This is a genomic window from Sporosarcina sp. PTS2304 (genome assembly GCF_003351785.1).
GTDB lineage: Bacteria > Bacillota > Bacilli > Bacillales_A > Planococcaceae > Sporosarcina.
Genome location: NZ_CP031230.1, coordinates 271,797 through 285,756 on the forward strand (window position 1 = coordinate 271,797; position 13,960 = coordinate 285,756).

Annotated in this window: 9 protein-coding genes and 2 pseudogenes; 9 read left to right on the forward strand and 2 right to left on the reverse strand. The window is 35.3% G+C overall.

The features are described 5' to 3' along the window. The 5 genes from DV702_RS01115 (at position 1) to DV702_RS01135 (ending at position 7,182) form a co-directional block, all read left to right on the forward strand. Entirely contained in the window at positions 1-2,820 is a 2,820-nt protein-coding gene (locus DV702_RS01115; RefSeq protein ID WP_114923053.1) for a motility associated factor glycosyltransferase family protein, read from the forward strand. Positions 2,821-2,843: 23 nt separating this feature from the next. After that, on the forward strand, positions 2,844-3,848 hold the full coding sequence (locus tag DV702_RS01120) for an acylneuraminate cytidylyltransferase family protein (RefSeq protein WP_162805685.1): 1,005 nt from the start codon (positions 2,844-2,846) through the stop codon (positions 3,846-3,848). A gap of 13 nt (positions 3,849-3,861) precedes the next feature. Beyond that, entirely contained in the window at positions 3,862-5,352 is a 1,491-nt protein-coding gene (locus DV702_RS01125; protein WP_114923055.1) for an N-acetylneuraminate synthase family protein, read from the forward strand. Between the two features lie 6 nt (positions 5,353-5,358). Beyond that, entirely contained in the window at positions 5,359-6,228 is an 870-nt protein-coding gene (locus DV702_RS01130) for a class I SAM-dependent methyltransferase (protein WP_114925793.1), read from the forward strand. 108 nt (positions 6,229-6,336) lie between these two features. Further along, the gene (locus DV702_RS01135) at positions 6,337-7,182 is read left to right on the forward strand and encodes a TylF/MycF/NovP-related O-methyltransferase (RefSeq protein ID WP_114923056.1); all 846 of its coding nucleotides are present in this window, start codon (positions 6,337-6,339) and stop codon (positions 7,180-7,182) included. 65 nt (positions 7,183-7,247) lie between these two features. Here the strand turns inward: DV702_RS01135 and DV702_RS01140 are convergent, their stop codons facing one another. Together DV702_RS01140 and DV702_RS01145 are read right to left on the reverse strand one after the other, a co-directional pair. Next, positions 7,248-7,688: an IS30 family transposase gene (locus DV702_RS01140; RefSeq protein ID WP_162805686.1), complete on the reverse strand. Its 441-nt coding sequence runs from the start codon at positions 7,686-7,688 to the stop codon at positions 7,248-7,250. 812 nt (positions 7,689-8,500) lie between these two features. Continuing rightward, positions 8,501-9,628 (reverse strand): annotated as a pseudogene (locus DV702_RS01145) (IS3 family transposase). 190 nt (positions 9,629-9,818) lie between these two features. Here DV702_RS01145 and DV702_RS01150 point away from each other — a divergent pair. From DV702_RS01150 to gmd, 4 genes and pseudogenes are all read left to right on the forward strand, one after another. Next, on the forward strand, positions 9,819-10,709 hold the full coding sequence (locus DV702_RS01150; RefSeq protein ID WP_114923058.1) for a class I SAM-dependent methyltransferase: 891 nt from the start codon (positions 9,819-9,821) through the stop codon (positions 10,707-10,709). A 52-nt stretch (positions 10,710-10,761) separates the two neighbouring features. After that, positions 10,762-11,865: a hypothetical protein gene (locus DV702_RS01155; protein ID WP_162805687.1), complete on the forward strand. Its 1,104-nt coding sequence runs from the start codon at positions 10,762-10,764 to the stop codon at positions 11,863-11,865. 664 nt (positions 11,866-12,529) lie between these two features. Beyond that, positions 12,530-12,689: pseudogene (locus DV702_RS17300) on the forward strand (DapH/DapD/GlmU-related protein); the annotation flags it as partial. 133 nt (positions 12,690-12,822) lie between these two features. Continuing rightward, on the forward strand, positions 12,823-13,839 hold the full coding sequence (gene gmd, locus DV702_RS01165; protein ID WP_114923060.1) for a GDP-mannose 4,6-dehydratase: 1,017 nt from the start codon (positions 12,823-12,825) through the stop codon (positions 13,837-13,839). The last annotated feature ends 121 nt before the right edge of the window (positions 13,840-13,960 follow it).

Below are 13,960 nucleotides of genomic sequence, written 5' to 3' on the forward strand. Positions count from 1 at the left end.
ATGGTATCTATGAAAGTAGAAGTACTAGAAAGTAAAAGTGGACTGCCAACGCTGCAAGTAGAGCAAGAAGGAAAAAAAATCTTCATTCACAGCAAGTATGATCCCATAAAGGAAGCAAGGCAGATCATCGAGCGTAATAAGGAACAGATCGAACAGCACCAGCATATTTTCTTCTATGGTGTCGGGCTTGGCTATCATCTACAAGCTTTCATAGAGCAATATCCTGAAAAACTCGTCTCTGCCTACGAACCAATTGCCGAATTGGCAACCGTATGTAACTCGCTAACAGACCGTACGGCATTTGATGCGGAAAGACTTCGGCACTTATTCATAGAACAGGAACCCACAGACAGAGAAACGCATCTGCGGACACTTTCCAATCATCTGACGCAGAAAGTAGCACTAATCATCTTGCCGAGTTACGAGCGATTCTTGAAAGAAGATATTTTAGCATTTTTGGCAGAGTACAAAGAAATTATAGAAGAAAAACAAATCACTAGAGGTGCGAATACCGTATTCTCGAAGCGTTGGACAGTAAACGCGCTGTTGAATGTGCCGTCAACATTTGAAACACCGAACTTCTTGCTTGAGCATGCTCGCACTTTCTGTGACAAACCCGTACTGTTAGTAGCAGCAGGACCTTCACTAAGCGAAGAAATGGACAACTTACGGCTGATCAAAGAACAAGGCACAGCATATATATTTGCAGTAGGATCGGCGAATAAAGCGCTGATCGCCAACGATATACATCCTGACGCCGTATTTACTTATGATCCACAAGCGCACAACTATGCCGTCTTCCAACCGATTATGGACGAGAAGATCACCACCATTCCGATGGTCTACGGAACGAGTGTAGGATTCGAGACAATCCAACTGTATCCCGGCCCGAAGCTTCACTTCGTCACAAGTCAAGACACAATTACGCAGCAGTTCCACGAAACCGAACTGCCCGTCATCAGCGACGCCTATTCCATAGCTATTGTGACTATGGAACTGCTCCACCAACTGCAAGTAAAAACGATCATACTAGTAGGGCAGAACTTCGCTTTCAAAAATGATTTGTTTTACGCAAAAGAAATTAAACGTTACGACAAAGACACTCGAGAACTGTCGGATGCGAGCGTGCAAAAAAAGGATACAGAAGGCGCGTTCTATGTACAAGACGTCTACGGTAACGACATTTTGACAAACGACGGCTTCAACAATATGCGCAAAGCAATGGAAAAGCAAATTGCCAAGCATCCAGCCATACCTGTCATCAATACGACGAGAGGCGGAGCAGCGATTAACGGTACGACATTCCAGTCGCTAGCGGAAGTCATGAAGCAACGACTAATCGAAAAAGTGACAGAAGACGACTGGTACACGAAAGGGAGCAGTCTCCCAGCAACGAAAAAGACGGAAGACCAAATCCGCGAACTGCGTAAAAGTATAGCAGACTACCGCAAGCAAGACGTTGCTCTTTTCGCGCACTTCAAAGAAGTAGAGCAGGTGATCGACAGCCTGAACATGAACCAACTACAGAAGCGATTCGAAAAGACCGACGAACTAGTACGCAAACTGACATCAAACAAACTATACGACCTAGCGATCCGTCCGATCACCCGAAATACTTTGGAAACGCTAATGGCCGAAGTCGAACTGTTGCGTAAGATGGAGATTTCCAAAGAAAAGCTAGTCATCATCCTAAATTTATTTGCTGAATACTTCAACCGCTGTCGCATAGTCTATCGAGAAATTGCACCTATTACTCAAACGACGATCCGATCGATTATACTTCACACAAGCGATAAAAAAGAATACATCGCAACAAGTGGTGTATTTCAATATGAAGGACAATGGGAAAAGCAATTCCCCCCAGTCGACATTATGCCGGACGGGTTAACAGAAGAAGAAAAGCAAGTGTGGTACGAAAAAAAGGCACTGCTCGACAGAATCGAACAACCAGTCAGTTCAGTACGGACGAAAGAAAAGAATGCTTCCTTTACATTCAAGATGACAGGAACTTCGCTCAGAATATATGGTACGAACCATTCGGAAACCAACTTAAAACTACGTGTGTCAGTCGATCATAGAATTCTGAATGTAACTGTTCGGGAGCGGGTGGATGAAGAACTGTTTGGGACTGGATCTCGGCAATTAGTAGTTAAAATCGAAAAATTACCGGACGTAATGCATGAAATCAAAATAGAAGTTCTTTCCGACCATCCAGACTTTTTAGTAGAAGCAATAGAAATTGATAAAACCGCGCGCGCCTATCATATTCATGAAGTCGAAACAGTAGACGAGCTCGCAATCGGCAAGCGTATTAGATGTAATTACAAAGCCACCTATAATACAGTGGGGGAGTTTTCTAGCTTAGGTAAGGAAAGTAAGAATTTTTTGCCTGTTGAAGCATCTGCTGAGCCGGATGGGGATTTTTATTTTATTATGGTGGATGAAGTTGATGGGGAGAAGAAGTTGATTGCGGATCGGAATGTGCAGAATTATATTTCATGGGTGACTATCGAATCATCCCTTGAAAAGATAGAGATTGAAGAAATAGTTTTAGCTTTTAGAACATTAATTGATAGTGAAAATCCAAGTGATAATCTAAGCGAATGGAACAAGTACATTGTGAATGCAACTACTTCTTCGTTATTGAATTGGAATTACTATTCTTCCTCCTCGTGGACTATGACAAAAAAAATAAATGATAAAAACTTTAATGTTTCAAGAGGTGGCGGGATTTTAAATAACTACCTAGTGAATCAATATAATCAAATAGACACAGTTATTAAGCAAAGAGGATTTAGACCTGTAATTATAAAGAATTAGTATAGATTTGAGGTGGAGAAATATTGGATATTCTTGCGGTTATACCTGCACGTTCTGGATCTAAAGGGGTTAGAAATAAAAATATTAAACTTATCAATGGAAAGCCACTACTCGCTTATTCGATTGAACACGCAAAGGAATCACCTTTAATTAATCGAATAATTGTCAGTACGGATAGTCAGGAATATGGAGAAATTGCCAAAAGGTATGGAGCAGAAGTACCTTTTATTAGACCATCTTCAATATCATTAGATGATTCTTTAGATATTGAAGTATTTCAACATGCTTTAGGATACTTAAAAGAAAAAGAGTCTTATGTACCGGACTTGGTTGTCCAATTACGACCTACATATCCAATTAGAAACAGTGGGGATATTGATAATATGATTGAATTACTTATTGAAGATCCTCTTGTAGATTCAGTGCGAGGCATTGTGCCTGTAAAAGAAACACCTTATAAAATGTGGCGAATGAACAGTGAAGGTATATTAGAACCCATATTGTCGGATATTTATGAAGCGTACAATGAACCTAGACAGAAACTTCCGCAAGTGTACTCACAAAATGCTTGTATTGATGTCATAAGGACAGAAACTATAGTAAATCATAACTCTATGACTGGAAGTAAAGTGAAAGGTTATTTAATGAAAGAAAACTTTGATATTGATACAAAAGAAGATTTTCTAAAAGCTAGTCAATATATAAAGCTAATAGCTGGAAGCAATCGGTTTGTTATTGATATTGACGGCGTCGTAGCAAGCTTTGTAGATAGTTTAGATTATGTTCAAGCAAAACCAAATCGAAAAATGATAGATGTAATCAATAAATTATATGATTCTGGGAATTATATTGTTTTATTTACTGCTAGAGGATATGTTACAAAGTTAGATTGGTTAGAGTTGACAAAAAGTCAGATGGATAATTGGGGACTTAAATATCACGAGTTGCATATGGGGAAACCAAATGCTGATTTCTATATCGACGACAAAATGTTAGAAGTAGAAGAACTTTATAAATACTTTGAATAGGAGGAATAACTAGATGAATATATTTGATGATTTAATTATATTTGAAATGGCAAATAGCCATCAAGGAAGTGTTGAGCATGGTATAAATATTATAAAAAAAATGGCTGAGATCTCTCGAACATATAATGTCAAAGCTGCTGTCAAACTTCAATATAGAAATCTGGATACGTTTATACATCCTGACTTTAAAGATAGAGAAGATGTAAAGCATATTCCTAGATTCATGACGACTAGATTAACATACGATCAATTTAGTGAACTAGTACATGCAATTAGAAATGAAGGAATGATAGCAATTAGCACACCTTTTGATGAAGAAGGAGTCGCTTGGTGCTTAGATCAAGAACTGGATATTATTAAAATTGCTAGTTGTAGTGCAATGGATTGGCCGTTGCTTGAAGTGGCAGCAAAATCAAATAAACCTTTAATTGTTTCAACAGGTGGAAAAACATTATCAGACATTGATAAAATCTATAACTTTTTGACACATAGACATTGTCAGTTTTCATTATTACATTGTGTTGCAGAATATCCAGCACCATTGGAAAGGTTGCAGTTAGATTTCATTGATCGTATGAAAAAACGTTATCGCGATATTCCTATAGGATATTCCGGACATGAAAATCCTAATGATAATAGTGTTTCTATGATAGCTGTTGCGAAAGGTGCAAAAATACTAGAAAGACATGTTGGATTACCCACAAAAGAAATAGCGCTGAATGAATACTCAATGAATCCAGAACAAGCAGAGAAATGGGTAAAATCAATTGTTGATGCAAGAAAGATTTGTGTTTTACAGAATGAGGATACAAAATATATAAGCCAAGAAGAATTTCAGTCTTTACGTTTGCTGTCAAGAGGAGTGTATGCTAGTCAAAATATAAAAATAGGAGAGAAAATCTCTAAAGAAGATATATATTTTGCTATGCCCTACCAAGAAGGGCAAACAACTAGTGGACAGTACTATGAAGGAATGATTGCAACTAGAAATTACACAGTAAACGATGCAATCTATGAAAAAAAGTATACTTCTGATATAAAAAGTACTCGAAGTGTAATTCATGATGCGAAAGGCATGCTATTTGAGGCAGCAATTGCTCTTGGTGCAGACTTTGAAGTTGAATTATCTCATCACTATGGAATGAAAAACTTTCGTCAAATAGGGGCGGTAATCATCAATATAGTAAACCGCGAGTATTGTAAAAAACTTATTATTGTTTTACCGGGACAAAGACATCCAAAACATTTACACAAACAAAAAGAAGAAACATTTCAATTACTTTATGGTGAATTAGAAGTAGAAATTAATGGTCAAAAAGAAAATATGAAGCCAGGGGATATGAAGACTGTTATGAGAGGTCAAATTCATTCGTTTTCTTCTGAAAAAGGTGCTATTTTTGAAGAAATTTCAACAACTCATATAAAAGGAGACTCTTATTATTCAGATAAAAATATTTCAGCTTTAGATTTAATTGAAAGAAAAACAATCCTCAAGGAATGGTGAAGAGTGATGCCTAATTGTATGATATGTAAAAATGATGATTTATCTTTAAGACATCCGCGTGTTAGAGATAAAGAAAATATAGAAGTACTAGAATGCAAAAATTGTGGTTTGGTATTTTTATCCTCTTTTGCGCATATAACTGATAATTTTTATGAAAAGTCAGGAATGCTTAATTGGAAAGTTGAAATTGACGAATACAGGGGAAAATCATTTAAAGATGATCACAGAAGGTTTTCTGAATTAGATGAAAAGATTTTAGGGAAGAAAGTTTTAGATTTCGGTTGCGGTGCGGGAGGATTTCTTCATCTTATAAAAGATCGATGTGTATCTGTTGCGGGTGTTGAACTAGATAACACACTCAACAAAATTATAAATGAGGAAGGAATAGAATGTTTTGATAATCTATCTTCTATTAAAGGGAAGTATGATGTTATTACGCTCTTTCATGTATTAGAACATTTGATAAATCCGCAAGAAATATTAGTAGAGTTACAAAATTATTTAAATCCAAATGGAATTATAATAATTGAAGTTCCAAATGCAGATGATGCATTATTAACTTTGTATAAAAGTGAGGAATTTGCAAACTTTACATATTGGAGTTGTCATGTAGTACTTTATAATGCAGCTACATTAAAGATGCTTATAGATAAATGTTCTTTAAATGTAAACTATATTAAGCAAATACAAAGATATCCTTTAAGTAATCATTTATATTGGCTCTCAAAAAAGTCCCCAGGCGGTCATCAAAAGTGGTCATTTTTAGACAAAGTGATTTTGAACACTGAATATGAAAGCATGCTTGCTGCTATAGGGAAATGTGATACATTGTTTGCGGAAGTTAAAATTGGAACTCATCTTAATTTATTAAAGTGAACTGTTAACAATTACATTTTGTTAATTAGAAGAAAAGTGGAGTTATTAAAATAAGAGATGATTTTTTTGATTTGATGAAATATTTATTTTAAATAATAGAGGTGTAAAATGAGCGGAGTATATATTTTTGGAGCTGGACAAAAGGGCGTTGAGGTTTTGAACGAACTTAAAAGCGAAGGAGTAAATATAATTGGTTTCCTAGAAAATGATCCCTTGAAACATAATAAAAAAGTAGAAGGTATATGTATTTTGGGTGACGCATCGTACTTAAAAGACAATGAGTTTTCGAAAGTCATTATAGCATCTATACTTGGATATCGAATTATGATCGAGCAATTAAAGAGAGTAGGAGTAACCGCAGATAAAATTGAAACTAAATTTGTAGAATATCATGTAAGAGCAAGAGAACAGTTTTTGATTGATTACGCTAAGATATGGAGAGATGTACCTGGAGATGTTGCAGAAGGTGGAGTTTTTCAAGGGGAATTTGCTAAACAAATAAATATAGAGTTCCCCAATGACCCGTTGTATTTATTCGATACATTCACAGGATTTGACGAGAGAGATCTAGCTACAGAATATAAAAATAGTTATTCTAAAGGGAAGAAAGATGACTTCCACTTTACTAATATCTCTCTAGTAATGGATAAAATGATTAATCCTCAAAATGTAATTATAAAAAAAGGATACTTTCCAGAAACGACGTTAGGTTTAGAAGGAAATTCATATAAGTTTGTTAACTTAGATTTTGATTTATATGAACCAATTTTAGCGGGTATAAAATATTTTTACCCAAGAATGATTCCTGGAAGTGTGATATTGATTCATGATTACTTTAGTGAAGGATATAAAGGTGTCAAACGAGCAGTTGATAAGTTTAATGAAATTGAACCAAATTTGTTAATTATGCCAATTGGTGATAATTATAGTATTAGTATAGTCAAAAGCTATTGAATAGTAATGGATTTTAACTTATAAAATGTAATAAATAATACGGGATGTTTTCTTAATGTAAATTATCAAATCGAACGCGGCAGATAATTCATGCATAGATTAAAGGGCGTATTGAAATTAAGTAATTTTCTAGGGACTTGATTGAAGTGTAACAAGAACTCTATGATCTCATTTTGAGTCAACTTACTGAAGTCTGTATACTTAGGATAGGTGCGCCGTATTCGACCATTTGTATTTTCGTTAATACCACGCTGACCATGAACACCAGGTTCGGAGAAGTAGAAGGGTAGCTCAAATCCTTTTTCAACTTCAACCCACATATGAAATTCCGTTCCTCTGTCAGCTGTAATGGATTTCACCAGCTTCTTAGGCAAGTGTTTCAAAAAAGATATGATCTCTTCGGCTGTTTCACTTGCCGTCTTGGATGCCAACTTTTGAATGATTGTAAAACAACTCGTTCGTTCTGTGAACGTAAGAATTAGGCTTTTATGTGCTTTACCGATCACTGTATCTACTTCCCAATGTCCTATTTCATTTCTAGAAGCCTAACGTGCATGAATTTTTTTCAACTGGGGCATCTTTCCACGTGTCTCTTGTTCATTGTTTTTCAGTTTCTTGCCTTTACGAATGAGAAGCTTTTGGGATAGTTGAAATAGCCCTGCAGCAGCGTAACGATAAATGCTTGAAATGCTTATAGGGAATGGATTTCCAGTCTTTTTTCATATCGACCTACAATCATTTCAGGTGACCAGTCCTTCTTCAAATGAACAAGAATGCGCGCAATATCTTCAAGGTTAACCTGATGTTTACAGCCACAGTTTTCACGCTTATTGCCGTAGCCTACGTGCGCTTGAAACGAATTATAAGGAGAAGCGCGTTGCAGTTCATAGTGAATCGTACTTTCACTTCTCTTTAACTGTCATGCAATATAGCCTAGTGTCTTGTTGGCGATCATATATTCTTCGATTAAAACACATTCTCGTGGTAATGTGTATAGCTCATCGGGAGCACTCTTTTATTAGTGGATTTAACTACTGTGTACCCGATTGAGCTAATTTTATTTATCTGGTGTTCGACCTAAAATAATAATCTACATAATCAAAGAAAGTTATGGATCTATGTCAACATCTTGGACACAAAAAGGTTAGGTCTTTGTCAGGAACAACATCCATTCAAGAAGTGTCCTGTATCCAGCGAAACCCGTCAAGAGACAAACCACTCTTGACCGCTTTCGCTGGATACAGGAAGGACAACTCATGGATATCGTTCTGAAAAATGTGTAGGAAAGATCACTCGTATATCATGCGGGTCTCTTCGACTATGCAACCTCTTGTCTGCACAAGTCTTCCAATTCCTGTGGTGTTAAATAGTCAATCGATCCATGAATTCGCGTCCGATTGTACAAGGACTCAATGTATTGAAATAGAGATAAACGAGCCTCTTCAAAATCGATATAGTTTGTTTGATACACTTCTTCTTTCTTTAACGTGGCATGAAAAGATTCGATACAAGCAATGTCGTACGGGCATCCTTTTCGGCTAAATGAGTGTTTGATTTCTGCTGCTTGTATAGCTTGGCCAAATTCTTCGCTCGTGTACTGGCTACCAAGATCCGTATGTAAAATTAGACCGTCTTCAGGCTGCTGAACCTCTATCGCGTTGGCCAAAGCGTGTAGAACAAGTTCCGTCGTCATGGAAGTAGAGAAGGAATAACCCCCAATCTTTCTTGTATGCAAATCCAAAACTGAAGCCAAATAGCACCAGCCGTTACGTAGTGTATGAATATAGGTAATGTCCGCCGCCCATTTTTCATTAATCGTTGTCGTTGTAAAGTCTTGTTCAAGTAAGTTTTCGCGTTCTTCTATCACTGAATTTGAAGGGGCAGGGCGTGATGATGGATCGGATATCCGCTTCTTTCATCAGTCGTTGGACACGTTTCAAGCTGACGATATAGCCTTTCTTCAGAAGCTCTCTATGAATTTTGGGCGCACCGTACCGGCCCTTGCTTTTCTCATGAATAGCCAGAATGGTCGCTGTAATTTCCTCGTTCTCGATTTCATAGGCTGATTTTACTTTACGGAACGACTGATAATAAGTACTTCTTGGCATGTCGAGCACCTGACATAGTAGTTGAATAGGGTGGTTTTCCTGCTCCTGTTCGATTAATTCAATGATCTCCTGGTCTGTTACTTTTTCGCGAATATGGTCATAGCCTTTTTTAGGATGTCTACCTCCTGCTTGAGGCGCAAGTTTTCCTTTTGGATTTCTGCGATTTCGGCAGGTGTGAGTCCTTCTTTTCCGTTGATCGGTGACAAGGCTTTGATCCAATTATAGATAGTAACTTCAGATACCCTATATTCGCGGTGGAGGTCATTGACAGATGTGCCGGATTGGTAAAGATCGACGATGGTTTGTTTGAATTCTTGATTGTAGCGTTTTTGTTTCATGTGGGACACGTCCTCTCTATTTAGTAGAATAGAGACTTAACTAAGTTATGTCCATAGATCTATACTAGCTCCATTATATACGTATTTCAATACCTTAGAACTATTTAAGTTGCATTGAATATTGAAAACTATAGATACTATTAAGTGTTTACACATAAGTTAGCTAATAATTAAAAGGAAGTGATTTAAATTGGAAAAGCTATCATTATTAAAAGTTATAAGTGAAATTTATTCTAAGAACGAAAATATTATTTCCTATTTAAAAAGTATTGATAATAGGAAAAATAATTCAATAGAAGATATACTAATCAGTTATGATTTTCAAGCAGGATCTTATACAGAATGGTATAAGAACGACCCTCATCTCCGAGATGAAACCGTTTCTTATTTGTCGGAAGTTATCAATAAAATTGGAGAGTATTCTACGATTTTAGAAGTAGGTGTTGGTGAAGCTACAATACTAGGTCTTTTAATTCAAAAGTTAAATAAGAAACCCGAAAGATCTTACGGTTTTGATATTTCATGGTCAAGAATTAAATATGCACAAAAATTTATTAAAGAGTTAAAGTTAGAGAATGTTAATCTTTTTACGGGCGATTTATTTACTGCTCCACTAAAAGATAACTCCGTAGATATTGTGTATACTTCCCAAGCAATAGAACCAAATGGTGGTAGAGAAGAAGAAGCGCTAAAAGAATTATTTCGTATTACAAGAAAATATTTAATTTTATTAGAACCAGCTTATGAATTGGCAGATGAAAAAGCTAAAGTAAGAATGAAGGAACATGGTTACATTACAAAATTACATACAACTGCTAAGAAACTTGGATACAAAATAATAGAATATCGATTATTTGAAGTCAACTATAACCCGTTAAATCCAGTTGCTATTATGATTATTGAAAAGAATAGTAATGAAATGATAGACGATCCTATGTGTTGTCCTATAACAAACACAAACTTTATATTAAGTGATACTGCTTACTACTCCCCAGAAAGCATGCTTTTATATCCGATTGTTAATAACATTCCATGTCTATTGCCGCAAAATGCGATAGTAGCTACTAAGTTTTTAGAATAATTTCATATGCATGATTTTGGATATCTATTGTATATTACCGATTGGAGATAAAATGATGAGAGTTTTTAAATATTATGTCTGTTTAGGCGCAGCTAGTCTTGCGGAAAGAATTATTGAAAAATGGCATACAATAAGTGGACAACAGCCAAGATTGATATTTGATAGTGATAAAAGTAAGGAGGGGAAATCTATCAATGGCGTTCAAATTTTCCATACATCTAAATTGAAAGAAATGATTTGTTCTAACGAAACAATAATTATTACTAGTTCTTTTGTAGATGAAATAGTATCTGATCTTGAGAAATTAGAAATAACAAATAATATATTGGATTATAAAACTTTTGACTTTTTAATAGTACAACAAAACTTACTTAATAAAAATAATAAGTTAAAAGATAAATATCAAGGTGAAAGATGCTTTGTAGTAGGAAATGGACCGTCATTGAATAATCAAGACCTTTCCTATTTAAAAGATGAAGAAACAATTATGATGAACAATTTTCAAAAAAATGAAGAACTAGTAAAACTAAATTCAAAATATTGGATGCTAGCTGATCCTGCATATTGGGATAAAGAGGAAACGCGTGATATGTTATTAATACCAATATTAGAAACGCTAGATGAAAGATTGAAAAATACAACTTTGTTTATGCCACAGGAAAGTATAGTCAATATTAGCAATTTAAATCGTCCTGTTGTCTCTGACAAAGTTAATTTTTACTATATGGATATAGATCGTTCAGTATATACAGAAGACGAGAAAATAGTTGATCTTATTGATTTTACAAGAAGGGTTCCACCTTACTCTCAAAACGTCTTGAGTCCCTCTCTAATGTTGGCAATGCACTTAGGTTTTAAAGAAATATATATTATTGGTTGTGATCATAGTTGGTGGGATTTTAGTGAAAAAGATATAGAAACAACGTATGTAGGACATCACTATAATAAGTCGGAAAAAGATATGAAACATTCAATGAATATTTTTAAAAGTTTAGGGTATGAGGGACTGCGACGTACGATAGATAGACAACTTTATGAATACAACAAGTTGAATGAATACGCAATAAGTAATGATATAAAAATATATAATGCAACTGAAGGTGGGCTTTTAGAGAATTTCGAAAGAATAGATTATAACTCGATTTTTAATAAATGAAAGAGAGTTGATTTATGTGAATATACTAAAATCACAATTTGAACTTCACAAAAACATTGTAGAATGTGCGGAAACTAGAAGGTTAGTTATTTTTGGTACAGGTGATGCTGCGATAAAAACAGTTATTCAATTAGGCACACTTTTACAACAAGTAGAATTTTTTGTTGAAAATATAAAAAATAATAAACCAAGAATATTTTACGGTAAAGAAGTATACGATGCTAATGTATTAAGTAAAGAATATTCTAGTGAAGAATTATATATCCTAATTGCAAGTAGTTTTCATAAAGAAATTTCGCAACAGTTAAAAGAATTTGGATATGTACACAAAAAAGATTTTATAGTAGTTCCTTTTTTAATAACAAATATAGATGAAACAACTACTACAAATCGTTTTGTAAATGGCATTCCTGTGGGTAAATATACTTATGGATATGCAAATCATTGTTTTAATGGATCTTTGTTAAGAGAAATTGGAGCATTTTGTTCTATTAATTCATCTGTGAAAATAGGAGAAGTTAATCATCCAACAAACTTAATAACTACACATCCAATACTTTATACGCCGGAAGAAGAAATTCTTGGATATGAGGGTATACCTGGAATCTATGGAAAAGAAAAAGTTCTTAATATTTTTGATCATGAAAATAATGAAGGTATATATATAAAAAATGATGTATGGATAGGAGCAAATGCAATTATTCTACCAGGTGTAACTATTCATAATGGGGCAGTGATTGGAGCTGGTGCAGTTGTAACAAAAGATATTCCAGCATATGCAATTGTAGTAGGAGTCCCTGCAAAAATAATAAAGTATCGCTTTAATCCAGAAGAGATTGAAGTATTAGAACGTGTTCAGTGGTGGAATTGGGAAGTAGAAGAAATTGAGCAGTCTAATGAGTATTTTAATAACCCTAAACTTTTTTTTGAAAAATTTAAAAGGTAGATGAAGCATTTATGAAATCAGCACTAATCACTGGTATCACCGGACAAGACGGAGCGTATCTATCCCGTCTGTTATTAAAAAAAGGTTATGAAGTTCACGGGTTAATTCGTCGTTCTTCGATAGAAAAGTTTGATCGAATTGAAGAAATCATAGATCATGAACGGTTGACATTGCATCATGGTGATATGACGGATTCTTCAAACGTGATTCGATTATTATCAGAAATCCAACCGGATGAAGTGTATAATTTAGCAGCACAAAGTCATGTACATGTATCATTTGAAACGCCTGAATATACAGCGAATGCGGATGGAATTGGTACACTTCGTCTACTTGAAGCAATTCGAATCCTTGGTTTAGAGAAAAAGACAAAGATCTATCAAGCCTCAACGAGTGAGCTGTATGGCAAAGTACAAGAAACACCTCAGAGCGAAACAACGCCATTTTATCCGCGTAGTCCTTATGCGGTAGCAAAGATGTATGCGTACTGGATAACAGTAAATTACCGTGAAGCATATGGTCTGTATGCGTGTAATGGGATCTTATTCAATCATGAATCTCCTTTACGTGGTGAGACATTTGTTACGCGGAAAATTACGATTGCTGCAGCGCGTATAAAAAAAGGATTGCAAGACTGTTTGTATTTGGGGAATTTAGACTCTAAGCGTGACTGGGGGTATGCAGGGGATTATGTAGAAGCGATGTGGTTGATGCTTCAACAAGACGAACCTGAAGACTACGTCATTGCGACAGGAGAGACGCGGACTGTTCGGGAATTTGTAGAAAAGGCTTTTGCGGAAGTTGATGTGAACATCGAGTGGCAGGGCACTGGTATAGATGAAAAGGGTATTGATATTGCAACAGGACGAGTTATTGTAGCGGTTAATCCAGCGTTTTTCCGACCGACCGAAGTGGATTTACTATTAGGGAATCCAGCTAAAGCTATAGAGAAGTTGGGGTGGAAACGTAAGACGAGCTTTGAAGAGATGGTGAAGATGATGGTGGATGAGGATATGATTATCCAATAGATTTTCTTTAAATAAAGATTGTTAGATTTTCACCAAAAACTGTTTAATACTCTATAGTACAACATAGAATTATGTTGTTGTATTTAAAATAATGTGTTAAGTGTATTTCAGGAAACACTAA